The 25,456-nt window shown below is 71.3% G+C and carries 22 protein-coding genes; 9 read left to right on the forward strand and 13 right to left on the reverse strand.

Going from position 1 to position 25,456, the window contains the following annotated elements; genetic code table 11:
* Nucleotides 1-76: 76 nt before the first annotated feature.
* A complete protein-coding gene (locus PE066_RS18130) occupies nucleotides 77-1,336 on the reverse strand; it encodes a phospholipase D-like domain-containing protein (protein ID WP_271233927.1) in 1,260 nt (419 codons plus the stop codon).
* A gap of 103 nt (nucleotides 1,337-1,439) precedes the next feature.
* Between PE066_RS18130 and PE066_RS18135 the strand changes: the two genes are divergently transcribed.
* Nucleotides 1,440-3,926, forward strand: coding sequence for a DNA internalization-related competence protein ComEC/Rec2 (locus PE066_RS18135; RefSeq protein WP_271233928.1), 2,487 nt, complete (start codon nucleotides 1,440-1,442; stop codon nucleotides 3,924-3,926).
* Between the two features lie 69 nt (nucleotides 3,927-3,995).
* Here the strand turns inward: PE066_RS18135 and PE066_RS18140 are convergent, their stop codons facing one another.
* From PE066_RS18140 to PE066_RS18160, 5 genes are read right to left on the reverse strand one after another with little or no spacing between them, the layout of a single operon-like run.
* Nucleotides 3,996-4,604, reverse strand: a complete 609-nt coding sequence (locus PE066_RS18140) for an HD domain-containing protein (RefSeq protein ID WP_271233929.1) — start codon at nucleotides 4,602-4,604, stop codon at nucleotides 3,996-3,998.
* Nucleotides 4,601-5,689 carry a lytic murein transglycosylase B gene (gene mltB / locus PE066_RS18145; protein ID WP_271233930.1) on the reverse strand — a complete coding sequence of 363 codons (1,089 nt, stop codon included), beginning with the start codon at nucleotides 5,687-5,689 and terminating at the stop codon, nucleotides 4,601-4,603. The genes PE066_RS18140 and mltB overlap by 4 nt, the downstream gene beginning before the upstream one ends.
* On the reverse strand, nucleotides 5,686-7,716 hold the full coding sequence (locus PE066_RS18150) for a transglutaminase family protein (protein WP_271236612.1): 2,031 nt from the start codon (nucleotides 7,714-7,716) through the stop codon (nucleotides 5,686-5,688). Before PE066_RS18150 ends, mltB begins: the two co-directional genes overlap by 4 nt.
* Before the next feature lie 38 nt (nucleotides 7,717-7,754).
* Nucleotides 7,755-8,807, reverse strand: coding sequence for a DUF58 domain-containing protein (locus PE066_RS18155; RefSeq protein ID WP_271233931.1), 1,053 nt, complete (start codon nucleotides 8,805-8,807; stop codon nucleotides 7,755-7,757).
* Nucleotides 8,807-9,727, reverse strand: coding sequence for an AAA family ATPase (locus PE066_RS18160; protein ID WP_271233932.1), 921 nt, complete (start codon nucleotides 9,725-9,727; stop codon nucleotides 8,807-8,809). Before PE066_RS18160 ends, PE066_RS18155 begins: the two co-directional genes overlap by 1 nt.
* Before the next feature lie 39 nt (nucleotides 9,728-9,766).
* Here PE066_RS18160 and PE066_RS18165 point away from each other — a divergent pair, with 39 nt between their 5' ends.
* Genes PE066_RS18165 through PE066_RS18175 form a run of 3 tightly spaced genes read left to right on the forward strand, consistent with a single transcriptional unit; the run spans nucleotide 9,767 to nucleotide 12,776 of the window.
* A complete protein-coding gene (locus PE066_RS18165) occupies nucleotides 9,767-10,726 on the forward strand; it encodes a histone deacetylase family protein (RefSeq protein WP_271233933.1) in 960 nt (319 codons plus the stop codon).
* Nucleotides 10,727-10,753: 27 nt separating this feature from the next.
* On the forward strand, nucleotides 10,754-11,536 hold the full coding sequence (locus tag PE066_RS18170; RefSeq protein WP_271233934.1) for an enoyl-CoA hydratase: 783 nt from the start codon (nucleotides 10,754-10,756) through the stop codon (nucleotides 11,534-11,536).
* Between the two features lie 28 nt (nucleotides 11,537-11,564).
* On the forward strand, nucleotides 11,565-12,776 hold the full coding sequence (locus PE066_RS18175) for a mechanosensitive ion channel family protein (RefSeq protein WP_271233935.1): 1,212 nt from the start codon (nucleotides 11,565-11,567) through the stop codon (nucleotides 12,774-12,776).
* On the opposite strand, the gene lepB is transcribed toward PE066_RS18175, so the two are convergent.
* The 5 genes from lepB to PE066_RS18200 all read right to left on the reverse strand — a co-directional run bounded on the left by lepB (nucleotide 12,733) and on the right by PE066_RS18200 (nucleotide 16,810).
* A complete protein-coding gene (gene lepB / locus PE066_RS18180) occupies nucleotides 12,733-13,233 on the reverse strand; it encodes a signal peptidase I (protein ID WP_271233936.1) in 501 nt (166 codons plus the stop codon). The genes PE066_RS18175 and lepB overlap by 44 nt on opposite strands.
* Nucleotides 13,205-13,804 carry a DUF6448 family protein gene (locus PE066_RS18185; protein WP_271233937.1) on the reverse strand — a complete coding sequence of 200 codons (600 nt, stop codon included), beginning with the start codon at nucleotides 13,802-13,804 and terminating at the stop codon, nucleotides 13,205-13,207. The genes lepB and PE066_RS18185 overlap by 29 nt, the downstream gene beginning before the upstream one ends.
* Nucleotides 13,805-13,916: 112 nt before the next feature.
* A complete protein-coding gene (locus tag PE066_RS18190) occupies nucleotides 13,917-15,209 on the reverse strand; it encodes a TRAP transporter large permease (RefSeq protein ID WP_271233938.1) in 1,293 nt (430 codons plus the stop codon).
* Nucleotides 15,206-15,691, reverse strand: a complete 486-nt coding sequence (locus tag PE066_RS18195) for a TRAP transporter small permease (RefSeq protein WP_271233939.1) — start codon at nucleotides 15,689-15,691, stop codon at nucleotides 15,206-15,208. Before PE066_RS18195 ends, PE066_RS18190 begins: the two co-directional genes overlap by 4 nt.
* Before the next feature lie 102 nt (nucleotides 15,692-15,793).
* Nucleotides 15,794-16,810 (reverse strand): TRAP transporter substrate-binding protein, encoded by a 1,017-nt coding sequence (locus tag PE066_RS18200; protein WP_271233940.1) that lies wholly within the window; start codon nucleotides 16,808-16,810, stop codon nucleotides 15,794-15,796.
* A 268-nt stretch (nucleotides 16,811-17,078) separates the two neighbouring features.
* On the opposite strand from PE066_RS18200, the gene PE066_RS18205 reads away from it, so the two are divergent.
* From PE066_RS18205 to PE066_RS18220, 4 genes are all read left to right on the forward strand, one after another.
* Nucleotides 17,079-17,828: an electron transfer flavoprotein subunit beta/FixA family protein gene (locus PE066_RS18205; protein ID WP_271233941.1), complete on the forward strand. Its 750-nt coding sequence runs from the start codon at nucleotides 17,079-17,081 to the stop codon at nucleotides 17,826-17,828.
* Nucleotides 17,829-17,988: 160 nt separating this feature from the next.
* Nucleotides 17,989-18,921, forward strand: coding sequence for an electron transfer flavoprotein subunit alpha/FixB family protein (locus tag PE066_RS18210; protein ID WP_271233942.1), 933 nt, complete (start codon nucleotides 17,989-17,991; stop codon nucleotides 18,919-18,921).
* Nucleotides 18,922-18,982: 61 nt separating this feature from the next.
* Entirely contained in the window at nucleotides 18,983-20,803 is a 1,821-nt protein-coding gene (locus PE066_RS18215) for an acyl-CoA dehydrogenase (protein WP_271233943.1), read from the forward strand.
* A gap of 16 nt (nucleotides 20,804-20,819) precedes the next feature.
* On the forward strand, nucleotides 20,820-21,785 hold the full coding sequence (locus PE066_RS18220; RefSeq protein WP_271233944.1) for an NAD(P)H-dependent flavin oxidoreductase: 966 nt from the start codon (nucleotides 20,820-20,822) through the stop codon (nucleotides 21,783-21,785).
* Nucleotides 21,786-21,794: 9 nt separating this feature from the next.
* Here PE066_RS18220 and PE066_RS18225 read toward each other — a convergent pair whose 3' ends face one another.
* Together PE066_RS18225 and PE066_RS18230 are read right to left on the reverse strand one after the other, a co-directional pair.
* Entirely contained in the window at nucleotides 21,795-22,841 is a 1,047-nt protein-coding gene (locus tag PE066_RS18225) for a cytochrome d ubiquinol oxidase subunit II (protein ID WP_271233945.1), read from the reverse strand.
* Nucleotides 22,842-22,852: 11 nt separating this feature from the next.
* Nucleotides 22,853-24,238, reverse strand: a complete 1,386-nt coding sequence (locus PE066_RS18230) for a cytochrome ubiquinol oxidase subunit I (protein ID WP_271233946.1) — start codon at nucleotides 24,236-24,238, stop codon at nucleotides 22,853-22,855.
* Nucleotides 24,239-24,373: 135 nt separating this feature from the next.
* Here PE066_RS18230 and PE066_RS18235 point away from each other — a divergent pair, with 135 nt between their 5' ends.
* Nucleotides 24,374-25,456, forward strand: a complete 1,083-nt coding sequence (locus PE066_RS18235; RefSeq protein ID WP_271233947.1) for a PA0069 family radical SAM protein — start codon at nucleotides 24,374-24,376, stop codon at nucleotides 25,454-25,456.

The following is a 25,456-nucleotide window of genomic DNA, read 5'->3' on the forward strand; positions in this document are numbered from 1 at the left end:
GCGCGCTCGTCCAACGCGACAAGGCAGTTGGCGCAGGCCGGCGCCGGCCAGCGGCCGGGCTGGACGCGAGCCCGCCTCAGAGCACCGGCGCCAGCCAGGCGGTGGCGTGCTCGCGCAGCTTTTCCCGCACCGGCCGGCGCTGCCAGTCGGCCAGCGTGATGCGCTGGCTGTGTTGCAGGTCGGCCTCGAACACCTCGGTCATGCGCCGGGCGAAGTCGCGGTCGTAGACGTTGAGGTTGGCCTCGTCGTTGAGGTGGAACGAACGCGGGTCGAAGTTGGTCGAGCCGACCGAGGCCAGCAGGCCGTCGACGATCATCAGCTTGCAGTGGTACATGGTCGGCTGGTATTCGTGCATCTGCACGCCGGCCTCCAGCAGCGGGCCCCACAGGCCGCGCGAGGCGCGCCGCACCGTGTCCTGGTCGGTGTGCGGGCCGGGCGTGATGACGCGCACGCGCACGCCGCGCCCGGCGGCCGCCTGCAGCGCCGCCAGCGCGACGTCGCCCGGCACGAAGTAGGCGCTGGCGATGTCGATGCTGCGCACCGCCGCGGTGATGGCCAGCAGCATCATCTGCAGCATCGACTCGCTGCCGCCGCTGGGCGAGCTGGCGAACATCTGCGCCGGCATGCCGCCGGCCGGCTCCAGGTCCGGGAAGTAGGCGCGGCCGTGCAGCACGCGGCCGGTGGTCTTGTTCCAGTTGGACAGCATCACGCTCTGCATCTGCGCGACTACCGGGCCTTCGACCCGGAAGTGGCAGTCGCGCCAGTGCTGCGGGTCCTGCGCGTCGCCGCACCATTGCGGCGCGATGCCGACGCCGCCGGTGAAGCCGATGCGCCCATCCACGATCAGCAGCTTGCGATGCGTGCGGTCGTTCATGCGGCCGAGGTTGTACCAGCGCAGCGGGTGGAACATGCGCACCTCCACGCCGGCGGCGCGCATGCGGCGCACCAGCTCGCGATCGACCCGGGTGCTGCCCACCCAGTCCAGCAGCACGTGCACCTTCAGCCCGGCGCGGGCGCGATCCGACAGCGCCTCGGCAAAGGCCTCGCCGATCGCGCCCGACCAGTAGATGAAGGTCTCGAACAGCACGGTGCGGCGCGCGCCCCGGATCGCCTCCAGCATGGCCGGGAAGATGCGGTCGCCGTTGATCAGCGCTTCGACCCGGTTGCCCTCGACGATGGTGGGTCCCAGCATCAGCGCCATGGAGCGGTGGAACTGCGGGTCGTCCACCGGATACAGGTGCTCGATCGGGTGATCGACCCGGCGCTCGCCGCCGCCGAAGTTGACGACGACCAGGGCGACCAGCAGGGCGGCGAGGAAGGCAAGCAGGACCAGCACGGCCGCAGGATGGCAGCGCCGTGGCCGGATGAGCGTCGGACCGCTTCCCGAATGCGGCGCAGTCGCTGTCGTCGCCGCCCGGCCGGCAGCCGTTGAGCAGGCCATGCACGACCGACACGCCGCGCCCGCCCGTGCCTGGCTCCCCCTGCTGGCCGGCGCGGTGCTGGGGCCGGCGTTGCAGTTGCAGCAGGCCCGGCTGGGCTCGGCGGCAGCCTATGCGGGCTTGCTGGCCTTGTCCCTGCTGGCGCTGGCGGCTGTGCTGCGGCAGCCGCGCTGGCGCCACCCGGCGCTGGTGCTGGCGCTGGCCGCCGCGGCGGGCTTCGCCGGGTGCGGCGCGCGCGCGGCGGTGTTCGCCTCGCAGGCGCTGGACCCGGCGCTGGAGGGGCGCGACCTGGTGGTCACCGGGCGCATCGCGGCCTTGCCGCAGCGGCACGAGTGGGGCCAGGGCCTCCGCTTCGCGGTGGAGGATGCGCAGCGTGACGGGGTGCCGCTGCGCATCCCCGACCGGCTGGCGCTCGGCTGGTATGCGGCCGGCGCCTTTGCCGACGAAGGCCTGGTCGAGCCGCAGCGCGCCCTGCCCGACGTGCGCGCCGGCGACCGCTGGCGCTTCACGGTGCGCCTGCGCGCGCCGCACGGCAACGTCAACCCGCATGGCTTCGACTACGAGCTGTGGCTGTGGGAGCAGGGCGTGCAGGCCACCGGCTACGTGCGCACCGGCCGCGACGATCCGGCGCCGCAGCGCATCGGCACCAGCTGGCGCCACCCCGTGGAGCGGGCCCGCCAGTCGGTGCGCGACGCCATCCAGGCCCGCATCGCCGATCCGCAGGCGGCCGGCATCGTGGCGGCGCTGGTGGCGGGCGACCAGAACGCGATCGCGCGCGACGACTGGGACGTGTTCCGCGCCACCGGCGTGGCCCACCTGATGTCGATCTCCGGCCTGCACGTGACCATGTTCGCGTGGCTGGCCGGCATCGCGGTCGGCTGGGGCTGGCGCCGCAGCACGCGCCTGTGCCTGGCCTGGCCGGCGCAGCACGCCGCGTTGTTCGGCGGGCTGCTGCTGGCGGCGGCCTACGCGCTGTTCAGCGGCTGGGGCGTGCCCGCCCAGCGCACGCTGCTGATGCTGGCCAGCGTCGCCTGGCTGCGCCTGTCCGGGCGGCGTTGGCCCGGGCCGGCGACCTGGCTGTTCGCCTGCGCCGTGGTGGTGACGGCGGATCCGTGGGCGCTGATGCAGCCGGGCTTCTGGCTGAGCTTCGTGGCGGTGGGCGTGCTGTTCGCCACCGCCGTCGGCGGCCGGGAGACCCGCGAGGAGGGCCGCCATGACGCCGAGGTCCGCGCCGATCCCCGCCCGGAATTCGGCGCCTGGCCCCGCCGCGCGGCCCGTGCCGGGGCGGGCCGCCTGCTCGCCCTGCTGCGCGAGCAGGGCGTCGTCACCCTCGCCTTGTCGCCGCTCACCCTGCTGCTGTTCGGGCAGGTGTCGCTGGTCGGCCTGGTCGCCAACCTGGCGGCGATCCCCTGGGTGACGCTGGTCGTCACGCCGCTGGCGATGCTGGGGGTGGCGTTCCCGCCCGCCTGGGATGCGGCGGCGCTGGCGGTGCAGGGCCTGGCCGGCCTGCTGCAGCTGCTGGCGGCGCTGCCGTTCGCCGTCTGGAACAGCGCGGCGCCGCCGGGGTGGGCCGGGGCGGCGGGCGTGCTGGGCGGCCTGCTGCTGGCGATGCGCTGGCCCGCGCCGGTGCGCGCGCTGGGTGTTCCGCTGCTGCTGCCGGTGCTGCTGTGGCAGGCCCCGCGGCCGGCGCCGGGCGAGTTCGAAGTGCTGGCCGCCGACGTTGGCCAGGGCAACGCGGTGCTGGTGCGCACCGCCACGCACGCGCTGCTGTACGACGCCGGGCCGCGTTTCGGCAGCGACAGCGATGCCGGCCAGCGCACGCTGGTGCCCCTGCTGCGGGCGCTGGGCGAACGGCTGGATGCGATCGTGCTCAGCCACCGCGACAGCGACCACACCGGCGGCGCCGGATCGGTGCTGGCGATGCAGCCGCAGGCGCGCCTGCTGGCGTCGCTGGAGCCGGCGCACCCGCTGGCGGTGCGGCACGCGGCCGCGCCGTGCCTGGACGGCCAGCAATGGGACTGGGACGGCGTGCAGTTCCAGTTCGTGCATCCGCCCGCGGCCGATGCGGGCCGGGCGGCCAAGCCCAACGCACTCAGTTGCGTGCTGCGCATCGCCAACGGGCGGCAGGCCGCGCTGCTGGCCGGCGACATCGAGCAGCCGCAGGAGGCGGCGCTGCTGGCGCGCAGCGCGCCGCTGCGCGCGCAACTGCTGCTGGTGCCGCACCACGGCAGCCGCACCTCGTCGAGCGACGGCTTTCTCGATGCGGTGCAGCCGCGCTGGGCGCTGGTCCAGGCCGGCTACCGCAACCGCTTCGGCCATCCGGCAGCGTCGGTGGTCGACCGCTACCTGCAGCGCAACGTGGCGCTGGTCGAGTCGGCGCGCTGCGGCGCGGCCTGGTGGTCCTCGGCCCGCCCCGAGGCCCTGCGCTGCGAGCGCGCGGCGGGTCCCAGGTACTGGCAGCACCGGTTGCCCGAGGCGGGCCCCTGAGGAGCGCGGCACGGGGGCTGGCCTGCGCGTGACCGCCGCCAAGCAGCCTGCCGCCGCGGAGCGCGAGCCTCAAGCGCGGGCCAGGTTCCCGCGGGCGCGCGCTTCCAGCGCGTCGTGGAAGGCGTCGGTGAGGTAGATGCGCGGGCGGGCCAGGAAGCCGCGCAGGACCTGCGCGCGGCGCTCGCGGTACAGCGGCTCGGGCACGTGGGCGTATTCGGCGCGGATCTGGCGCTGGTAGTCGTCGAAGCGGGCCGGCGCGGCGCCAAGGATGGACAGGTCGATGTCCAGCAGCAGGCGCGTGTCGGGGTCGTCGCCGGCGTAGGCGTGCGTGCGCGTGGCCATCACCAGCGCGTGCACGCGATCGGCCACCTCGGGTGCGCAGCCGGCGGCCCGCACGCCGGCCCGGGCCCAGTCGGCGCTGCGCTGCTCGTTGTCGTCGCGCCGCGGGTCGTACACCGCGTCGTGGAACCACAGCGCCAGTTCCACTTCGGCCGGCCGCCGCGCCAGCATCGAGGCCGCTTCGAGGTACGACAGGCATTCGCGCAGGTGCTGCAGCGTGTGGTAGTGGCGCTGGGGCTCGCCCCAGGCCGCCACCAGCTGGTTGAGCAGGCCGCCGTTGACCGTGGCGGCGCCCAGCTCGCCCCACAGCCGCTGCCAGGATGCCAGGCCGATGGTCATGAGCCGCCGCGCGGCAGCGCCGCCTTCACTTCGCGCCCCAGCTCGATCACCGCCATCGCGTAGTAGCTGGACCAGTTGTAGCGCGTGATCACGTAGAAGTTCTCGGTGCCGGCCACGTAGGTCGGCGGGTCGCTGCCGTTCTGCAGTTCCACCAGCGCCAGCGGCCCCTCGTGCTGCACCGCCTCGCCCTCCAGGTGCGCGCCCTTGGCCAGGAAACTGGGCACGCTGAAGGTGGGCAGGATGTCGGGCGCCAGCAGCGCGTCCAGGTCGAGCCGGTCGGTGTCGAAGCTCACCGGGTAGTGGGTCGGCATGCCGGGGTGCCAGCCGAACGCCCTGAAGTAGTTGGCCACCGAGCCGATCGCGTCGGCCGGGCTGCCCCACAGGTCGATGCGGCCATCGCCGTCGAAGTCGACCGCCCAGCGGATCCAGCTGCTGGGCATGAACTGCGGCATGCCCATCGCACCCGCATAGCTGCCCAGCGGCCGGGCGGGGTCGCCGCCCAGCCGGCTTTGCAGCGCCAGGAACGCTTCCAGCTCGCCGCGAAAGAACGTGCTGCGTTCGACTGCGCGCGGGTGGGCGGCCGGGAAGTCGAAGGCCAGCGTGGCCAGCGCATCGAGCACCCGGAAATTGCCCATCTGCTGGCCGTAGATCGTCTCCACCCCGAGGATGCCGACCACGATCTCGGGCGGCACGCCGAAGTCCTGCTCGGCGCGGGCCAGCGTCTCGCGGTTGTCCTGCCAGAAGCGCACGCCGGCCTGGATGCGGACCGGGTCGATGAAGCGGCTGCGGTACACCGCCCAGTTCTTGGGCGTGCCGGCCGGTGCCGGCTGCATCAGCCGCTCGACCACCGCCAGGCGCTGCGCCTGGGCCACGACCCGGCGGGTCCAGTCGGGATCCAGCCCGCGCCGCTCGGCCACCTGCTCGGCAAAGGCCATCGCCTCCTCGCGGCCGGCATAGGGCGGGCCCTGGCGCGCCGGCGCCTGCACCTTCACCTTCTTGGGCGAGGACGGCTTGGCCACAACGCCGGGCGCGGGCAGCGCCAGGGCCATGGCCGCCAGCGCGGCGGCCAGTCGGGATGCATTCATCGGGAAAGGGGCCAGGGCAATCGGTTGAACTCGCGCTGCAGCGCCGGCAGCGGGGCGGGTGCCTGCGCCGCGTAGCGCTGCGCTTCCAGCCGCAACAGCCAGTCTGCCAGCGGCTGTCCTTCGCTGCCGAAACGGTTGGTGACGGCAGCGGCCATCCGGCGCGGGCCGGCCGCCGCGGGCAGCGCCACGCCGGCCTGCTGCAGCTTGCCGCGCACCCGGGCCAGCAGGCGCAGCCACGGGTCCTGCCGTCTGCGATCCCAGCGCGCCCAGGCCGCGCCGGCCACCGCCACCGCGGTCACGATGGCGATCAGCACATAGCTGAGGTCCTCCCAGCGCGGCGACTGGAACCCGAGCTTGCGCAGCAGGTCCAGCTGCTTGCTCTGGGTGTAGTTGAGCACCCACTGGTTCCAGCGGTTGTTGACCGCCTCCCAGGCCTGGCGCAACCCGGCCAGCAGGGTCGGGTCGACGGTGCCCAGCGCCGTGGCGAAGGCGCCTTGCGGGGCGCGCAGCCGCTGCAGCGACCCGGTGCGCGAGGGCGCCACCATGGAGGTCGGATCGACCCGCACCCAGCCCCGGCCCGCGAGCCAGACTTCGGTCCAGGCGTGGGCGTCGCTCTGGCGCAGGGTCCAGTAGCCGTCGACCGCGTTCAGCTCGCCGCCCTGGTAGCCGGTGACGATGCGCGCCGGGATGTCCATGGCGCGCATCAGCACCGCGAAGGCCGAGGCGATGTGCTCGCAAAAGCCCTCCTTGCGGTCGAACCAGAATTCGTCGGCGGTGTGCTCGCCGTAGACGCCGGGCTCGAGCGTGTAGACGTAGCCGCCGGTGCGCAGCCGCTCCAGCGCCGCGCGCACCAGCGCCGGCTTGTCGGCGCCGCCGCCGGGGGCGGCGCGCATCATCTCGGCGGCCATCTGCAGCGTGCGCGGGTTGTACGAGGCCGGCAGCTCGCGGTACTGCGGCGGCAGCCCGGCCGAACGGCCCTGCGCGTTGGCCCGCCAGTCGAGGTGGCTTTCCACCTGGTAGCGCAGCAGGTCGGTGACCGGGCGGGTCGAGATCCATTGCAGCTCGCCGCCGCTGAGGGCTTCCAGCCCCGGCCCCGAGGGCGCCTGGGTGGCGGCATCGAGCACCAGCAGCCAGGGCCGGTTGCTCGGCTCCAGGGTCACGGTGTAGCGCACCGGCGCGCCGAAGCCCTGCAGGTTCACCGGCGGCAGCAGCGACGCGGCATAGGCGCCCAACCGCGGCAGCAGCGGCTTCCATTCGCGCCCGTCGAAGCTGGACAGCACCGGTCCGCGGAAATACAGCTCGTGCGCCGGCGGCACCGCCCCCTCGAACCGGACCCGCATGGCGATGCCTTCCTCCAGCGCGAGCTGGGCCACGTTGCCCACGCGCATGGTGGACGACAGGCCGCTGCGCCCGGTCATGCCGTCGTTGGGGATGCCCCACAGCGGCGCGAAGCGCGGGAACAGCATGAACAGCACGGCCATGATGGGCGCGCCCAGCAGCGCCATGCTGCCGGCGGTGCGCGCGGCCTGCATCAGCGGCGGCCGGCCGACCGGCATGTGGGCGTTGACCAGGGCCGTCAGCAGCCCCAGCAGGCCGACCAGCATCGCCGCCGCGGTCAGCAGCGATTGCGAGAAGAAGAAGTTGGTCAGCAGGGTGAAGAAGCCGAGGAAGAACACCACGAAGGCGTCGCGCCGGGCGCGCAGCTCCAGCGTCTTGAGCGCCAGCAGCACCACGATCAGCGTCACGCCGGCATCGCGGCCCAGCAGGGTGCGGTGCGACAGCAGGGTGGCGGCGATGGTCGCCGCCAGCAGCCCCAGCACCCAGGCGCTGCGCGGCAGCGGCGCCCCGCGCACCGCCAGCACGCCGCGCCAGCCCAGGATGGCCGCCGCCAGCGCGATGCACCATGCAGGCAGGCGGCCGGCCTGCGGCAGGATCAGCCAGCCGATCACCGCCAGCAGGAACAGTGTGTCGCGCGCCTCGCGCGGCAGCGCGGCCAGCGTTTGCCAGGGGCGCCGCGCCGCGGCCAGCGCCTGCCGGCCCGGCGGGGCAGAGGCGGGTTGCGCGGTCAGCACAGCGCCAGCGCCTCCAGGCAGCGCCGCCGGTGGCCCTCGCCGCTGTCGGGCGCGATCTCCAGGCCGGGCAGCCGCAGCCCGTAGTCCACCCCCAGCTTGTCGGCCTGCATCACCCAGGCCGCCAGCCGCGACAGGCGGGCCTCGCCGTCGGCGGCGCCGGCGCGGGCGAAGTCCAGCCAGAGTTCGCGGCGCTGCGCCTGCTGGGTGTCGCGGCTGACCAGCTCGTCGGACTTGGCGGCCTTCTTCCAGACCACCAGCTTGAGCGGGTCGCCGCGGCGGTAGGCGCGCACGCCGTCGAACTCGCCGGCGGTCTGAACCCTCGTCGGGCCGGCGGTGCCGGCGCGCGGCTCGCCCTCGGGCAGGGGCGGCGGCAGCGGCTCGGGCGCCGGCCAGACCAGCACCTGGGCGGCCGGCCGCCACACGGTCCAGACGCGGAAGGTGCCGAGCGGAAAGCGCGTCTCGGCGGTCAGCGGCGGCACCCGGTGCAGGCCGCGCCGCGGCGGCTGGAACGCGACCGAGACGGCGGCGGTGCCCAGGCCGGGCACGTCGGTCCAGGCCCAGTGGTCCTCGTGGCCGTCGTCCAGCACGGCCAGGCCGATGCCGTAGCGCGCGGCCTTGCGCCCGTTGGTCAGCGTCACGCGCAGCGGCGCGCTGCTGCCGGCGAACACCGGCTCGGGCGGCGCCAGCACCAGCGTCAGGCCGCGCAGCGTGGCATGGCACACGTGCATGCCGGCCACGGCGCTGCCGGCCAGCAGGAAAGTCAGCAGGTAGCCCAGGTTGAGCTGGTAGTTGATCGAGGCGACCAGCAGCACCAGCAGCGTGGCCGCCAGCATCAGGCCGGGGCGGGTGGGCAGGATGTAGACGTTGCGCTGGGTGAGCACCAGCGTGTCCGCGAGCGGCAGGCGCGCCTGCCACCAGGCGCGGAAGCGCCCGCGCACCAGGGCCGCCGGATTCCATTCGCGAGCCCCCGAGGAACCGGCTTTGCCGGGCCACAGGCGGCGACCCCTTGGAGCGGGAGCGCCGAAGGCGCTTCGGGGCTGGGTCATCAGGGCAGCGGCACCGCCTCCAGCATCGCCCGCACCTGCTCGACCGGGCCGCGGCCGGCATCGCCGGCGGGCACCAGCCGGTGCGCGATGGTCTGCGGCAGGATGGCCTGGACGTCGTCGGGCGCCACGTAGTCGCGCCCGCTGATCAGGGCCTGCGCCTTGGCCGCGCGCACCAGCGCGATGCCGGCGCGCGGCGACAGGCCCTGCAGGAACCAGCGGCCGCTGCGGGTGGCGGCGATCAGGTCCTGCACGTAGTTGAGCAGCGGCTCGGCCGTGTGCACCGCCAGCACCTGGCGCTGCAGCGCGTCCAGGTCGGCCGGCGTGAGCTTGCCGGCCATGCCCACCACCATGTCGCGGCGGTCGGCGCCGGACAGCAGCTCGCGCTCGGCCGCGCGGTCCGGGTAGCCGAGCGAGATGCGCATCAGGAAGCGGTCGAGTTGCGACTCGGGCAGGGCGAAGGTGCCCAGCTGGTCGTGCGGGTTCTGGGTGGCGATCACGAAGAACGGGGCGGGCAGGGCGCGCGTCTCGCCCTCGATCGTCACCTGCTTCTCCTCCATCGCCTCCAGCAGGGCGCTCTGGGTCTTGGGGCTGGCGCGGTTGATCTCGTCGGCCAGCAGCACCTGGGCGAAGATCGGCCCGGGGTGGAAGACGAAGGCTTCCTTGCCGCGCTCGTAGATCGACACGCCGGACAGGTCGCTGGGCATCAGGTCGGCGGTGAACTGCACCCGCGAGAAGTGCAGCCCGAACGAGCGCGCCAGCGCATGCGCCAGGGTGGTCTTGCCGACGCCGGGAACGTCCTCGATCAGCAGGTGGCCGCCGGCCAGCAGGCAGGCCACGCAATCGCGCACCTGGTCGGTCTTGCCCACGATCACCGTGTTAAGCTGGTCCAGCAGCGCCTTGAGTTTTTGTCGTGCTTCCATCAGGGCCTGACGTTATCCGAAATTTGCGTGCCGCCAGCCATGAGTGCGAACAAGACCGGGTATTTCACGCATGGGTCGTGCCGGTTGCACGAGATGGGCGAGGGCCACCCCGAGTGCCCGCAACGGCTGGCCGCCATCGAAGACCGCCTGCTGATCACCGGTGTCCTGGATGCGCTCGACCAGCGCGAGGCGCCCGAGGCCTCGCTGGCCGACCTGGAACTGGCCCACGACCGGATGCACGTGGCGGCGATGCGCGGACTGCGCGAGCAGCTGCGCGAGCAGATCGCCGCCGGCGGCAGCCCCTACGCGCACATCGACCCGGATACCGCCCTCAACCCCCACACCTGGGACGCCGCCCTGCATGCGGCCGGCGCCGTGCTGGCGGCCACCGACGCGGTGCTGGCCGGCGAGCTGCGCAACGCCTTCTGCGCCGTGCGCCCGCCCGGGCACCATGCGTGCCGCGACCGGGCGATGGGCTTTTGCATCTTCAACAACGTCGCGATCGCGGCGCGCTACGCGCTGGAGCGGCACGGCCTGAAGCGGGTGGCGATCGTCGACTTCGACGTGCACCACGGCAACGGCACCGAGGACATCCTGGCCGGCGACCCGCGGGTGCTGATGGTCGGCATCTTCCAGCACCCGTTCTATCCCTACAGCGGCGACCCGCCGGCGGCCGACAACATGGTCAACGTGCCGGTGCCGGCGTACACCCGCGGCATGGACGTGCGCGAGCTGGTCGAGATGCTGTGGATCCCGCGGCTGGAGCAGTTCCGCCCGCAGATGATCTTCATCAGCGCCGGCTTCGACGCCCACCGCGAGGATGAACTGGGCCAGCTCGGGCTGACCGAGAACGACTACGCCTGGATCACCCACCGCATCCGGCAGATTGCCGACCGCTTCGCCGACGGCCGGATCGTCTCCAGCCTGGAGGGCGGCTACAACCTCGGCGCGCTGGGCCGCAGCGTCGAGGCGCATGTGCGCGTGCTGGCGGACCTCTGAACGAACGTACCGGACAAGGAGACCGACATGGACAACGACAACCCGCCGATCCTGCAGACCCGCGACGCGCGCGGCGTCGCCACCCTGACCCTGAACCGGCCGGGCAACTTCAACGCGCTGGGCGAGGAGATGCTGGGCGCGCTGCAGGCCGCGCTGGACCAGCTGGCCGGCGACGAGTCGGTGCGGGTGGTGGTGATTGCCGCCGAGGGCAAGGCTTTCTGCCCGGGGCACAACCTCAAGGAGATGATCGCGACGCCCGAGCTGGACTACTACCAGCAGCTGTTCTCGCAGTGCAGCCGCGTGATGCTGTCGATCCAGAAGCTGCCGGTGCCGGTCATCGCCCGGGTACACGGCATCGCCACGGCCGCCGGCTGCCAGCTGGTCGCCCAGTGCGACCTGGCGGTGGCGTCGACCGACGCGAAGTTCGCCGTCAGCGGCGTCAACTTCGGCCTGTTCTGCTCCACGCCCAGCGTGCCGTTGCTGCGCAACATCGCGCCCAAGCAGGCGATGGAGATGCTGGTCACCGGCGAGTTCATCGGCGCCGAGGAAGCGAAGCAGCGCGGCCTGGTCAACCGGGTCGCTGCGCCCGAGCGGCTGGACGCGGAGATCGAGTCGCTGGTCGCCAGCATCCTGGCCAAGCCGCGCAAGGCGCTGGCCATGGGCAAGGAGCTGTTCTACCGGCAGCGCGAACTGGGGATCGAGGCGGCCTACCAGCTGGCCTCGCAGACCATGGCGGTGAACATGATGGACGGCTGCGCCCAGGAAGGCGTGACCGCGTTCACCGAGAAGCGCCAGCCGAAGTGGAACTGATGCGCGCGGCGTCCCGGGGCGCGGCCGCATGAACCCGCTGCGACGCCTGATCCTCAGCCTGGACCATCCCGGCCTCCCAGTGGAGGCGGGGGTGCTGCTCGGCTGCCTGCTGCTGGCGGCCGGCCTGTCGTGGTGGATGGGCCGCGGGCGCCACCCCGGCTCGGTCTGGTTCGGCCGCATCGTGGTCGATGGCCTGCTGTTCCCGCTGCTGGCGCTGGCGCTGGTGACCACCGCGCGGGCCATCCTGGACGACTACCTGCCGCTGGCGCTGCTGCGGCTGGCGGTGCCGGTGCTGCTGTCGCTGGCCGGCATCCGGTTCATCGCCCGCGTGCTGACGGTCGCCTTCCCGAACTCGGGGCTGGCGCGGCTGGTGGAGCGGGTGTTCTCCTGGCTCGCCTGGATCGCCGCGGCGCTGTGGGTGGCGGGCGTGCTGCCGGCCGTGATGGCCCAGCTGGACGCCTTCCAGTTCGCCTTCGGCAAGTCGCGCGTGAGCGTGCTGACGCTGCTCGAGGGGCTGCTGTGGGCCGGCGTGGTGCTGGTGGGCGCGCTGTGGGCCTCGGCGGTGCTCGAGCGGCGGGTGCTGCAGCCGGCGGTGCAGGACCTCTCGCTGCGCAAGGTGGCGGCCAACGCGATCCGCTCGGTCCTGCTGCTGGTGGCGCTGCTGTTCGCGCTGTCGGCCACCGGCATCGACCTGACGGCGCTGTCGGTGCTGGGCGGCGCCCTCGGCGTGGGCCTGGGCTTCGGCCTGCAGAAGCTGGCGTCCAACTACATCAGCGGCTTCGTGATCCTGTTCGAGCGCTCGCTGCGCATCGGCGACCTGGTCAAGGTCGACAACTTCGAGGGCCGGGTGCTGGACATCAAGACCCGCTACACCCGGATCCGGGCGGCCAACGGGCGCGAGGCGTTCGTGCCCAACGAGAAGCTGATCATCGAGCGCACCGAGAACCTGTCCGCGGCCGATCCCAAGGTGATGGTGACCACCGACGTGACGGTGGTGGCCGACAGCGACGTGGAACGGGTGCAGCAGGTGCTGGTGGCCGCCGCGCGCTCGGTGCCCCTCGTGATGAGCGATCCGCCGCCCGCTGCGCGGCTGGGCCGTTTCCTGCCGAACGGGCTGGAGTTCACGGTGCAGTTCTGGATCCCCGATGCCAGCACGCTGCAGTTGAATGTGCGCTCGGACGTGAACCTGGCCGTGCTCAAGGGGCTGCGCGAGAGCGGCATCGAGCTGGTCCGCGGGTAGCCGCGCTTGCCGAGGCGGCGAGGCCGGGACGCCGCCAGCGGCCCAGCGCCACCCCGCTGATCCGGGAAGCCGCGACGAACGGCCGCGGCCACACGCGCGAGTCGTCCGAGGCCTGCAGGTCGTCGCCGACGACGAACCAGTGGCCCTCGGGCACGCGCCAGGACTGCACCCGCGCGCCGGCGACCCGGGGCTGCCCGTCCCACGGACGATCGTTGACGTACAGGCGGCCGGCTTCGAGTTCGACGAGATCGCCCGGCCCGGCCGCGACCCGCTTGACGTAGCGGGTGCCCGGCGCGGCGGTGATCACCACGATGTCACCGACGGCGACCCGCCCCAACGGCGGGCGCGTCAGCAGCAGCCGGCCGGGCGCCAGCGTGGGCTGCATGGAGCGCCCGCGGATGCGCACGAGGGGCGTCCAGCGCGCCACCTCAGTGGCGGTGCTCCGCAGGGTGCGCATGCGCGCCGCCGGCAGGGACAGGGTGGCCGTGGTCGTGGTCCTCGCCCTCGGCGTACTTGAAGAAGCTCACGTAGGCGGCGACGTAGTCGCGGGCCGCGGGAACGTCATCGACGTCGAAGCCCTTCTTGCCCAGTGCCGCGTGGAAGCGCCGATGCAACTCGTCGCGGCGTTCCGCGGGCGCCAGTGCGCGGACTTCCCGGTCATCGCCGGTTTCGAGCGCCCGGTCCGCTGCCGCGACGATCGGCTCGACATGCGCACCGGTCGGCTGGATGCCGGTGAAGCCGACGCCCTCGCCCATGCGGTGGATCCGCACCAGGGTTTCCAGGAACAGCCGGTCGGCGACCTCGGCGGCTTGCGGGCCGAGCTTGCGCACGGCCAGCGCCTTGGTGAAAACCTCCTTCAGCTCGGCCTCGCCGTCGGCCTGGATCCACTTGAGGGCGTGGTTGATGTTGCCGGTGGCGAGTGCACGGCGGCCGTCGGTGACCGCGGGGCCGTCGGTGGTGTCGCAGTGGGCCTGGGCCGTTGGAACGATCGCACCGGCGAGCGAGCGCAAGAGTTGGGCGAAGAACATGGCCGATCTCCTTTTGCCAGCGGGTGCCGGCAACAGGCCAATCTAGCCAGGATGCGGACCGCAGGCCTTGAGACGCCTCAAGCTGCGGGCCCGCCGGAGGGGCCGGACCGCTTCACCCCATCAGCGACGGCAGCCACAGGCTGAGCTGTGGGAACGCGACCAGCAGCCCCAGCATCAGCACCATCACCGCCACGAACGGCCAGCAGCCGCGGAAGATGGTCGGCAGGCCGACGCCGGGCAGCAGCGAGTTGAGCACGAACAGGTTCATGCCCACCGGCGGCGAGATCAGGCCGATCTGCACCACCATCACGATCAGCACGCCGAACCAGATCGGGTCGAACCCCATGCTGGTGACGATGGGGAAGAACAGGGGGATGGTCAGCAGCACCATCGTCAGCTCCTCCATCACCGTGCCCAGCACCACGTAGATCGCCATCATCGCCACCACGACCATGGTGGGCGACAGGCCCAGGTGGGTGATCCAGTCGCGCAGGTCGCCCGGCATGGTCGTGAAGTTCACGAAGTTGGCGAAGATGGTGGCGGCGATCAGCAGCGTGAACAGCATGGCCGTGGTGCGGGCCGACTCCACCAGCACCTGGTAGAGGATGGCCCAGGTCAGCCGACGCCGCCCCAGGGCGAACAGGAAGGCGCCGAACGCACCGAAGCCGGCGCCCTCGGTGGCGGTGAAGAAGCCGCCGTAGATGCCGCCCAGCACCACCACCACCAGCACCGCCACGCCCCAGATGCCGCGCACGGCCTGCCAGCGCTCGGGCCAGCTGGCGCGCTCGCCGGGCGGCGCATGCTCGGGGTCGCGCGCCGTCAGGTAGGAAATGGCCGCCATCAGCGCGAGCGCGGTCAGCGCGCCGGGGATGACCCCGGCGGCGAACAGCTTGCCGATGTTGGTCTGGGTGATGATCCCGTAGATGACCAGGATGGTGGACGGCGGGATCATGATCCCCAGCGTGCCGCCGGCCGCCATCACGCCGGTGGACAGGGCCTCGCTGTAGCCCAGCTTTCGCATCGACGGATAGGCCACCTTGCTCATGGTGGCGGCGGTGGCGATGGACGAGCCGCAGATCGCGCCGAAGCCGGCGCAGGCCGCCACCGTGGCGTGGGCCAGCCCGCCGCGCACGTGGCCGACGAAGGAGTACGCCGCCTGGAACAGCTCGTGCGCCAGGCCGGCCCGGGCCACGAAGTTGCCCATCAGGATGAACAGCGGCACCACCGACAGCGTGTAGGCGAAGCCGGTTTCATAGACGGCCTGCGAGGTGCTGGCCAGCGCCGGCGTCCAGCCGCGCGTCAGTCCGATGCCGGCGAAGCCGACCAGGCCCATGGCGAACGCCAGCGGCACCCGGATGAGGGCGAGCGCGAAGATCGCGGCGAATCCGAGCAGGGCTTCGGTCACAGCGCGGCTCCTTCGCCCTCGGCGCGGTCCACCGGCTCCTGGCCCATCAGCCACAGGTGGACGGCGCCGGTGATGGCGCACAGCACGCTCATGCCGTACAGGAACGGCGCCTTGAGGACCTGCAACTGGGCGGTGGTCTCGCCGCTGGCCAGGAACTGGTTGCCGGTGCGCCACATCAGCCAGCCCAGCGCCAGCAGGGCGGCCGCGCACAGCAGGTGCACGACGACGGCCTGGAGGCGGCGCAGCCAGCCGGGCAGGTAGGGATCGAGCGAGTCGAACTCGACGTGTTCGCCGCGCTCGGACACCAGCGGCAGCGCGGCGAAGATCACCACCACCATCAGCAGCTCGGTGACCTCGAGCGAGCCCGGGATGGAGTTGCTGAGGAACTTGCGGCCCAGCACGTCGAAGAACGTCAGGGCCATGATGCCGAACAGCGCGGCGCCGGACAGCAGGCCGCACAGCAGCACGAGGGTTTTCTTCATCGGGGGACTTCCGTCAGGCGCGCCGCGGACGGCGGGCGCTCCATGTGCGAAGGCGGCACCTCCGGGCAGAGGATGCCGCCTTCCGTTCGGGCCGGCCTGTGCTTATTTGGAAGCCTTCGCGATCTCGGAGCGGAACTCGGCCAGCACCTTGGCCGCGTCCTTCAGGCCCTTGGCCTCGGCGTCCTTGGCCCACTTTTCCTCCAGCTTGGAGGTGTGCGACTTGACGTCGTTGACGAACTTGGCGTCGGCCTTGGTGAACTGCACGCCGTTGGCCTTCATGTTCTCGAGGGCCTTGTTGTCGACCTTGTCCCAGCCGCGCCCGAAGATGCGCGCGGCGACTTCGCCGGAGGCGTCGTCGACGGCCTTCTTCTCCTCCGGGCTGAGCTTCTTGTACTTGTCCTCGTTCATCATGAAGACGAAGCTGGTGTTGTACAGGCCGCCGGGGAAGGTGGTGGCGTACTTGATCAGCTTGTCGAGCTTGAACGAATCGACCGACTCGGCCGGGAACAGGGTGCCGTCCATCACGCCGCCCGACAGCAGCTCGTAGGACTCGGGCGCCGGCTTGAGCGTGACGTTCATGCCCAGCGTCTTGGCGATCTCGTTGACCATGCCGCCGCCCACGCGCCACTTCAGGCCCTGCAGGTCCTCCAGCTTGGCCACCGGCTTCTTGGTGTTGAGCACCATGCCCGGGCCGTGGGTGAAGTAGGTCAGCACGTGGACGCCGGCGTGCTCCTTGGCGAACTCGGGGTGCTTGGCGGCCACCCGGTTGAACGCCACCGAGAGCGGCTCGGCGCTGTCGCCCAGGAACGGGAATTCGGCCATCTGCGTCAGCACGAAGCGGCCGGGGGTGTAGCCGTGGACGGTGAAGGACACGTCGGCCAGGCCGTTCTTGACCGCATCGAAGGTGCCGGGCGGTGCGGCGACGGCGCGCGGGAGCTGGTTGCACTTGATCTTGCCGGCGGCCTTCTGCGCGACCAGGTCGCACCATTCCTTCTGGGCCAGGGTCAGCGCATGGGTGGGCGGCACCCAACTCGAGAGCGTGAGCACCGTCTCCGCGGCAGCCGGGGCACAGGCGAAGGCGGCGGCCAGTGCGGCGGCCGAGAGCGACAGGCGTTTCATGGTGAAAAGCTCCTTGCGAGGGGGGTCGCGGCACTGTATGCCCGCCCTTGACGAATGTCGGTCCAGAAATACCCGAATTCATCGACCGCGCGGTCGATCGAATGTCGTCGCGACGACAGAGGCAGGCGCATGCGCCCGGCCCCGGCGGCGGGGCTCCCTATAATCAAAAGTGAACGACCGTTCTTTTTTGCCTCTAGCCCATGCCGCAGTGCGGCATAGAATTTTGGGCTTTACGTCAACGTCAATTCTTCCCTTTAGGAGCCCCCTGATGAAGGTTCTCGTCCCGGTCAAGCGGGTGGTGGACTACAACGTGAAGGTCCGCGTCAAGTCGGACAACACGGGTGTGGACATCGCCAATGTGAAGATGAGCATGAACCCGTTCGACGAGATCGCGGTGGAGGAGGCGGTGCGCCTGAAGGAAAAGGGCGTGGCCGCCGAGGTCATCGCGGTGTCCTGCGGCGTGCAGCAGTGCCAGGAGACCCTGCGCACCGCCATGGCGATCGGCGCCGACCGCGCGATCCTGGTGCAGACCGACGAGGAGCTGCAACCGCTGGCGGTCGCCAAGTTGCTCAAGGCCCTGGTCGACAAGGAGCAGCCCGGCCTGGTGATCCTGGGCAAGCAGGCGATCGACGACGACGCCAACCAGACCGGCCAGATGCTGGCGGCGCTGGCCGACCTGCCGCAGGCCACCTTCGCCAGCAAGGTGGAAGTGGCCGACGGCAAGGCCCAGGTCACGCGCGAAGTCGATGGCGGCCTGGAGACCGTGTCGGTCACGCTGCCGGCGGTGGTGACCACCGACCTGCGCCTGAACGAGCCGCGCTACGTCACGCTGCCCAACATCATGAAGGCCAAGAAGAAGCCGCTCGACACCGTGACCCCGGCCGACCTGGGCGTGGACGTCGCGCCGCGGCTCAAGACGCTGAAGGTCATGGAGCCGCCCAAGCGCAGCGCCGGCCAGAAGGTGGCCGACGTGGCGACGCTGGTCGACAAGCTGAAGAACGAAGCGAAGGTGATCTGACCCGCTTCGTCATCCGCCGGCCCCCGTCATTCCCGCGAAGGCGGGAATCCACGCAGCGCGAGCGCATGAGCGCCGCAGGCGCGTTGCGCCGGATCCTCCGCCTTTCGCGGAGGACGACGAAGTGAAGGCGGGCCGACTGCCCACATCAAGGAACAGATTCATGACCTCCCTCGTCATCGCAGAACACGACAATGCGTCCATCAAGGGCGCCACCCTCAACACCGTCACCGCGGCCGCGGCCTGTGGCGGCGACGTCCACGTGCTGGTGGCCGGCCACAACGCCGGCGAAGCGGCCAAGGCCGCCGCGCAGATCGCCGGCGTGGCCAAGGTGATCCACGCCGACGGCGAGCAGTTCGCCCACGGCCTGGCCGAGAACGTCGCGGCCCAGGTGCTGGCGATCGCCGGCAACTACAGCCACATCCTGTTCCCGGCCACCGCCAGCGGCAAGAACATCGCCCCGCGCGTGGCCGCCAAGCTGGACGTGGCCCAGGTCTCGGACATCACCAAGGTCGACAGCCCCGACACCTTCGAGCGCCCGATCTACGCCGGCAACGCCATCGCCATCGTGCAGAGCGCGGACCCGGTGAAGGTGATCACGGTGCGCACCACCGGCTTCGATGCCGCGCCGGCCAGCGGCGGCAGCGCCGCGGTGGAGAGCGCCAGCGCCGTGGCCGACAGCGGCAAGAGCCGCTTCGTCGGCCAGGAGATCGCCAAGAGCGACCGCCCCGAGCTGACCGCCGCCAAGATCATCGTCTCCGGCGGCCGCGCGCTCGGCTCGGCGGAGAAGTTCAACGAGGTGATCACGCCTCTGGCCGACAAGCTGGGTGCCGCCATCGGCGCCAGCCGCGCCGCGGTGGACGCCGGCTACGCGCCCAACGACCTGCAGGTCGGCCAGACCGGCAAGATCGTCGCGCCGCAGCTGTACATCGCCGCCGGCATCAGCGGCGCCATCCAGCACCTGGCCGGCATGAAGGACTCCAAGGTGATCGTGGCGATCAACAAGGACCCCGAAGCGCCGATCTTCAGCGTCGCCGACTACGGGCTGGAGGCCGACCTGTTCCAGGCGGTGCCGGAGCTGGTGAAGGCGCTCTGAGCGCAGCAAAGTACCGCGTCATCCCGGGCCTGGCCCGGGATGGCGCCATCTGGAGACCGTGATGACCTACCGCGCCCCCCTCAAGGACATGCTCTTCGACATCCGCCACCTGGCGCGGATCGACGAGATCGCCAGGCTGCCCGGCTTCGAGGAAGCCGGCTTCGACACCGCCCAGGCCGTGCTGGAGGAGTGCGCGAGGTTCAACCAGGAAGTGGTCGCGCCGCTCAACCGGCCGGGGGACCTGGAGCCCTCGAGCTGGAAGGACGGCCAGGTCAGCACCACGCCGGGGTTCAGCCAGGCCTACCGCCAGTACACCGAAGGCGGCTGGCAGGGCCTGCAGCACCCGGCCGACTTCGGCGGCCAGGGCCTGCCCAAGACCGTGGGCGCCGCCTGCAGCGAGATGCTCAACTCGGCCAACCTCAGCTTCGCCCTGTGCCCGCTGCTGACCGACGGCGCGATCGAGGCGCTGCTGACGGCCGGCTCCGACGACCTGAAGGCGATCTACCTGGCCAAGCTGGTGAGCGGCGAGTGGACCGGCACCATGAACCTGACCGAGCCGCAGGCCGGCAGCGACCTGGCGCTGGTGCGCAGCCGCGCCGAGCCGCAGCCCGACGGCACGTACAAGGTGTTCGGCACCAAGATCTTCATCACCTACGGCGAGCACGACATGGCCGAGAACATCGTCCACCTCGTGCTGGCGCGGGTGGCCGGTGCGCCGGAGGGCGTCAAGGGCATCAGCCTGTTCGTCGTGCCCAAGTTCCTGGTCAACCCGGACGGCTCGCTCGGCGCGCGCAACGACGTTCACTGCGTCAGCATCGAGCACAAGCTGGGCATCAAGGCCTCGCCGACGGCCGTGCTGCAGTACGGCGACGGAACGGCGGCGAGCAATGTGAATGGCACCGGACCCGGTGCCGTGGGCTACCTGGTGGGCCAGGAGAACCGCGGCCTGGAGTACATGTTCATCATGATGAACGCGGCCCGCTATGCGGTGGGCGTGCAGGGCATCGCGATCGCCGAGCGCGCCTACCAGAAGGCCGCCGAGTACGCCAAGGAGCGCGTGCAGTCGCGGCCCGTCGACGGCTCGGTCAATGCCAGCGCGCCGATCGTGCACCACCCGGACGTGCGCCGCATGCTCATGACCATGCGCGCGCTCACCGAGGGCTGCCGTGCGATGGCCAGCGTGGCCGCCGCCGCCTACGACGCCGCGCACCACCACCCCGATGCGCAGGTGCGCCAGCAGAACCAGGCTTTCTACGAATTCATGGTGCCGCTGGTCAAGGGCTACAGCACCGAGATGAGCCTGGAAGTCACCTCGCTGGGCGTGCAGGTGCACGGCGGCATGGGCTTCATCGAGGAAACCGGCGCCGCCCAGTACTACCGCGACGCCCGCATCCTGCCGATCTACGAGGGCACGACGGCGATCCAGGCCAACGACCTGGTGGGCCGCAAGACCGCGCGCGACGGCGGCCAGGTGGCCAAGGCGATCGCCGGGCAGATCGAGCAGACCGAGGGTGAGCTGGCCAGCCGCGATTCGGCCGCGGCGCAGTCCGTGCTGCGGCGGCTGGCGGCGGCGCGCCAGGCCTTCCTCGACGTGGTCGACTTCATCGCCCGCGAGACCCGCGGCAACCCGAACGCGGCCTTCGCCGGGTCGGTGCCCTACCTGCTGCTGGCCGGCAACCTGGTGGCCGGCTGGCAGCTGGCGCGCTCGCTGCTGGTGGCCGAGGAGCTGGCGGCCCGCGGCGAGGACACCGCCTTCATGCAGGCCAAGATCGCCACCGCCCGCTTCTATGCGGAGCACATCCTGTCGCGTGCGCCGGCCGCCCGCGATGCCATCGTCGACGGCGCCGAGAGCGTGACCGCGATGGCGCTGGACGCTTTCTGACCGACGAAGGAGACCCATGTCGCGCCTGCCCCCCGCCCTGCAAAACCTTTCGCTGCCGGTGATCGGCTCGCCGCTGTTCATCATCAGCAACCCCAAGCTGGTCATCGAGCAGTGCAAGGCGGGGATCATCGGCGCCATGCCGGCGCTCAACGCCCGGCCGGCCTCGCAGCTGGACGAGTGGCTGCACGAGATCACCGAGACGCTGGCGGCGTGGAACCGCCAGCACCCGGACCGGCCGGCCGCGCCGTTCGCCATCAACCAGATCGTGCACAAGAGCAACGACCGGCTCGAGCACGACATGGAGATGGTGGTCAGGCACAAGGTGCCGGTGATCATCACCTCGCTGGGCGCGCGCACCGACGTCAACGACGCGATCCACGGCTACGGCGGCGTGGTGCTGCACGACGTGATCAACAACACCTTCGCGCGCAAGGCGGTGGAGAAGGGCGCCGACGGCCTGATCGCGGTGGCGGCCGGCGCCGGCGGCCATGCCGGCACCAAGAGCCCGTTCGCGCTGGTGCAGGAGATCCGCGAGTGGTTCGACGGCCCGCTGGCGCTGTCCGGCGCCATCGCCACCGGCGGTGCGGTGCTGGCGGCCCAGGCCATGGGCGCCGACTTCGCCTACATCGGCTCGGCCTTCATCGCCACCGAGGAGGCGCGCGCCTCGGACGCCTACAAGCAGGCCATCGTCGAGGGCACCAGCGACGACATCGTGTACTCGAGCCTGTTCACCGGGGTGCACGGCAACTACCTCAAGCCCTCGATCCGCAACGCCGGCCTGGACCCGGACAACCTGCCCGAGAGCGACCCCAGCAAGATGGATTTCGGCGGCGGCGAGAGCGCCAAGAAAGCCTGGAAGGACATCTGGGGCTGCGGCCAGGGCATCGGCGCGGTGCACCAGGTCAGCACGGCGGCCGCCTTCATCGCGAAGCTGAAGCAGGAGTACGCCCGGGCCCGCGAACGGGTCGGCGTGCCCGCCTGAGCCGGCCGGTCAGGGCCGGTGCACGGAAGCGGCCGGCGGCGCCGCTTCGCCGGCCCCGTAGCTCAGCTCCCGCGCCGGTCCCCAGAACACCCGGTACATGTAGATCGTGTAGGCGGTGATCACCGGGAACGTGATCGCCGTGCCGATGAAGCTGAACACCAGCGAGTCGGTCGAGGCGGCGGCCTGCCAGACCGTCAGCCGGTCGATCACGATGTACGGGTACAGGCTGTAGGCCAGGCCCAGGAAGGCCATCACGAAGATCAGCACGGTGCTGGCGAACACGATCCAGCCGTAGCCGGCGGCCACCACGTTCGGCCGCTGGATCACGTGCCAGGCCGCATAGAAGGCCGCGGCGCAGGCCACCGGGATCGGCAGCAGCCCGATCAGTTGCGGCATGTCGAACCAGCGCTCGAACACGGTCTGGCTCATCACCGGTGTCGCCAGCGAGATGCCCACCAGCGCCAGCCCCATCGGCCACAGCACCTTGCGCGCCCAGCCGACGGCCCGGGCCCGCAGCTCGCCTTCGGTCTTCATGATCAGCCAGCCCGATCCCATCATCGCGTAGGCGGTGGGCAGCGTCAGCGCGATGCCGGCGGCGAAGGCCAGCGACCAGCGGTCGCGATCGAAGCCCACCAGGTAGCTGCCCAGCATCCATCCCTGCGCGGCAGCCGCCATCAGCGAGCCGATGGCGAACAGCCGGTTCCACAAGGCCTTGTGGTGGTCGCGCGCCTTGACCCGGAAGTCGAACGACACGCCGCGCAGGATCAGGCCCAGCAGCATGATCGCCACCGGCAGGTACAGGCTGCTGAGCACCAGCCCCTGCGCCTGCGGGAAGGCCATCAGCAGCACGCCCACGCCCAGCACCAGCCAGGTCTCGTTGGCGTCCCAGAACGGACCGATGCTGGAGACCATCACGTCCTTCTGCTCGTCGCTGGCGAACGGCAGCAGCAGGCCGACACCGAGGTCGTAGCCGTCCAGCACCACGTAGACCAGCAGCGCCAGGCCCATCACGCCCATGAAGAACAGCGGCAGCAGCGTCGCCCAGTCGATGTCCATGGCGGTCTCCTTCAGGCGCGGCCGCCGATCGGGGTGCCGGGGCGCGCACCCTGCGGCGTGGGCGGCGGCTGCTGCGCCGGGTGGGTGGTCATGTACATCAGCACCGCCACGTAGGCGACCAGCAGGAAGGCGTACAGCAGCAGGTAGCCCACCAGCGTCGAGAGCACCACGCCGGGCGGGTGCGGCGCCACCAGGTCGGCCGTGCGCAGCACGCCGTACACCATGAAGGGCTGGCGGCCGATCTCGGTGACCCACCAGCCGGCCAGCGTGGCGACCCAGCCCGAGAAGGTCATGGCCGTCAGCACGCGCAACTGCCAGCGCGACAGCGGCATCGGCTGGCCGGTGTCGAGCCGCCTTCGCCAGTAGGTCAGCGCCATCCACCAGGACACCGCCAGCATCAGCACGCCCACGCCCACCATGACACGGAAGCTCCAGAACACCGGCGCCACCGGCGGGTGGGCGTCGGGGAACTCGTTCAGGCCCTTGATCTCGGCGTCCGCGTCGTGCGCCAGGATCAGGCTGGCGAGCTTGGGCACCATGACGGCGTACTCGGTGCGGCGCTCGGCTTCGTTCGGAAAGCCGAACAGCGTGAGCGCGGCGCCCTTTTCGGTGTGCCAGATGCCCTCGAGGGCGGCGATCTTGGCCGGCTGGTGCTCCAGCGTGTTCAGGCCATGCAGGTCACCGGCGAGGATCTGCAGCGGCACGGCCACCGCGGCCACCGCGATCGAGGTCCGCAGGGCCAGCGCGCTGCCGGCGTTGGCGGCGCGGCGCAGGTACTGGTACGCCGACAGCCCCGCGATCAGGAACGACGCCGTCAGCGTGGACGCCAGCAGCATGTGCGCCAGCCGGTAGGGGAAGGACGGGTTGAAGATCACCTGCCACCAGCTGTCGACATGCACCACGCCGTCGACGATGCTGTGGCCGGTGGGCGTCTGCATCCAGGAGTTCAGGCTCAGGATCCAGAAGGCCGACAGCGTGGTGCCGCCCGCCACCATCAGCGAGGCGAACAGGTGCGTGCGGTCCGACACCCGGCTGCGCCCGAACAGCATGATCCCGAGGAAGGTGGCTTCCAGGAAGAACGCGCTGAGGATCTCGTAGCCGAGCAGCGGCCCGGCGATGTTGCCGGCCCGCTCCAGGTAGCCCGGCCAGTTGGTGCCGAACTGGAAGCTCATGGTGACCCCGGTCACCACCCCCAGGGCGAAGCTGAGCGCGAACACCTTGGTCCACAGGTAGTACGCCTCTTCCCAGTGCTGCTCGCCCGCTCGGCCGTGGGCGGCGTTGCCGCGCACCCGGAAATACACCAGGAACCAGGCCAGCGCGATGTTGATGGCCGGGAACAGGATGTGGAAGCTGATGTTGGCGCCGAACTGGATGCGCGAGAGCAGCAGGGTGTCCATGGGATGGGGTCCTTCCGGCTCGGGGCAGGCCGTGCGACAGCGTAGGCGCATTCGCGTCCCGCGTGGCGTGATGGCCAGCCCGGCCATGGCGCGACACTTGTGCGTCCGCCGGAAAACTGTATGAAAATACAGTGCATGGCCGACCACCGCATCCCCGTCGAGGCGATCAAGGGCCGTGGCACGGCCACCCGCCACCCGCACCGGTTCGAGCGCGAGCAGCGCGAGGCCTTCGACGACGGCTGGGATGCCGCCATCGAAGACGGCGCGCCGTTGCCGCCGGCCACCGAGGTGATCTGGGAAGACCCGCGCAGCGCCGTCGGCCAGGTCGATTCGCCCGACGTGTACTTCGACCGCTCCCTGAACCCGTACCGCGGCTGCGAGCACGGCTGCATCTACTGCTACGCGCGCCCCACCCACAGCTACCTGAACCTGTCGCCCGGGCTGGATTTCGAGACCAAGATCATCGCCAAGCGCGGCATCGCCGAGGTGCTGCGGCGCGAGCTGTCAAGGCCGAAGTACCAGCCGCGCATGATCGCCATCGGCACCGCCACCGACTGCTACCAGCCGGTGGAACGCGAGCTGCGCCTGACGCGCTCGGTGATCGAGGTGCTGCACGAGACCGACCATCCGTTCTCGCTGGTCACCAAGTCGAGCGGGGTCGAGCGCGACCTCGACCTGATCGCCCCAATGGCGCACCGCAAGCTCGCGGCGGTGTACGTCACCATCACCACGCTCGATGCGCAGCTGGCCCGCCAGCTGGAGCCGCGCGCCGCCGCCCCGCACCGGCGCTTGCGCCTGCTGCGCACGCTGGCCGAGCACGGCGTGCCGTGCGGCGTCAGCCTGGCGCCGCAGATCCCGTTCCTGACCGACGACATGGAGCAGGTGCTGGAAGCCGCCTGGGACGCCGGCGCGCGCAGCGCCTTCTACCACGTGCTACGGCTGCCCTGGGAGGTGGCGCCGCTGTTCCGCCAGTGGCTCGAACTGCACTACCCGCAGCGGGCCCAGCGCGTGATGGCACGCGTGCAGGACATGCGCGGCGGCAAGGACTACGACGCCGACTTCGCCACGCGCATGAAAGGCAGCGGCCCCTGGGCCGAGCTGCTGGCACAGCGCTTCCGCAAGGCGACGCAGCGGCTGGGGTTCAACCGCGAGCGGATCGAGATGGACATGGGGCTGTTCCGCCCGCCGTCGCCGCCGGGCCAGGGGTGCCTGTTCTGA

Origin of the sequence: Ramlibacter tataouinensis, from assembly GCF_027941915.1 — a bacterium.
Lineage (GTDB): Bacteria > Pseudomonadota > Gammaproteobacteria > Burkholderiales > Burkholderiaceae_C > Ramlibacter > Ramlibacter tataouinensis_C.

Coding starts and splice junctions, on each gene's coding strand:
- PE066_RS18205 (WP_271233941.1), top strand. CDS start 17,079: ATGAAGGTTCTCGTCCCGGTCAAGCGGGTGGTGGACTACAACGTGAAG.
- mltB (WP_271233930.1), bottom strand. CDS start 5,689: ATGAATGCATCCCGACTGGCCGCCGCGCTGGCGGCCATGGCCCTGGCG.
- PE066_RS18135 (WP_271233928.1), top strand. CDS start 1,440: ATGCACGACCGACACGCCGCGCCCGCCCGTGCCTGGCTCCCCCTGCTG.
- PE066_RS18165 (WP_271233933.1), top strand. CDS start 9,767: ATGAGTGCGAACAAGACCGGGTATTTCACGCATGGGTCGTGCCGGTTG.
- PE066_RS18220 (WP_271233944.1), top strand. CDS start 20,820: ATGTCGCGCCTGCCCCCCGCCCTGCAAAACCTTTCGCTGCCGGTGATC.
- lepB (WP_271233936.1), bottom strand. CDS start 13,233: ATGCGCACCCTGCGGAGCACCGCCACTGAGGTGGCGCGCTGGACGCCC.
- PE066_RS18140 (WP_271233929.1), bottom strand. CDS start 4,604: ATGACCATCGGCCTGGCATCCTGGCAGCGGCTGTGGGGCGAGCTGGGC.
- PE066_RS18185 (WP_271233937.1), bottom strand. CDS start 13,804: ATGTTCTTCGCCCAACTCTTGCGCTCGCTCGCCGGTGCGATCGTTCCA.
- PE066_RS18175 (WP_271233935.1), top strand. CDS start 11,565: ATGAACCCGCTGCGACGCCTGATCCTCAGCCTGGACCATCCCGGCCTC.
- PE066_RS18200 (WP_271233940.1), bottom strand. CDS start 16,810: ATGAAACGCCTGTCGCTCTCGGCCGCCGCACTGGCCGCCGCCTTCGCC.
- PE066_RS18215 (WP_271233943.1), top strand. CDS start 18,983: ATGACCTACCGCGCCCCCCTCAAGGACATGCTCTTCGACATCCGCCAC.
- PE066_RS18235 (WP_271233947.1), top strand. CDS start 24,374: ATGGCCGACCACCGCATCCCCGTCGAGGCGATCAAGGGCCGTGGCACG.
- PE066_RS18195 (WP_271233939.1), bottom strand. CDS start 15,691: ATGAAGAAAACCCTCGTGCTGCTGTGCGGCCTGCTGTCCGGCGCCGCG.
- PE066_RS18170 (WP_271233934.1), top strand. CDS start 10,754: ATGGACAACGACAACCCGCCGATCCTGCAGACCCGCGACGCGCGCGGC.
- PE066_RS18155 (WP_271233931.1), bottom strand. CDS start 8,807: ATGACCCAGCCCCGAAGCGCCTTCGGCGCTCCCGCTCCAAGGGGTCGC.
- PE066_RS18210 (WP_271233942.1), top strand. CDS start 17,989: ATGACCTCCCTCGTCATCGCAGAACACGACAATGCGTCCATCAAGGGC.
- PE066_RS18160 (WP_271233932.1), bottom strand. CDS start 9,727: ATGGAAGCACGACAAAAACTCAAGGCGCTGCTGGACCAGCTTAACACG.
- PE066_RS18230 (WP_271233946.1), bottom strand. CDS start 24,238: ATGGACACCCTGCTGCTCTCGCGCATCCAGTTCGGCGCCAACATCAGC.
- PE066_RS18225 (WP_271233945.1), bottom strand. CDS start 22,841: ATGGACATCGACTGGGCGACGCTGCTGCCGCTGTTCTTCATGGGCGTG.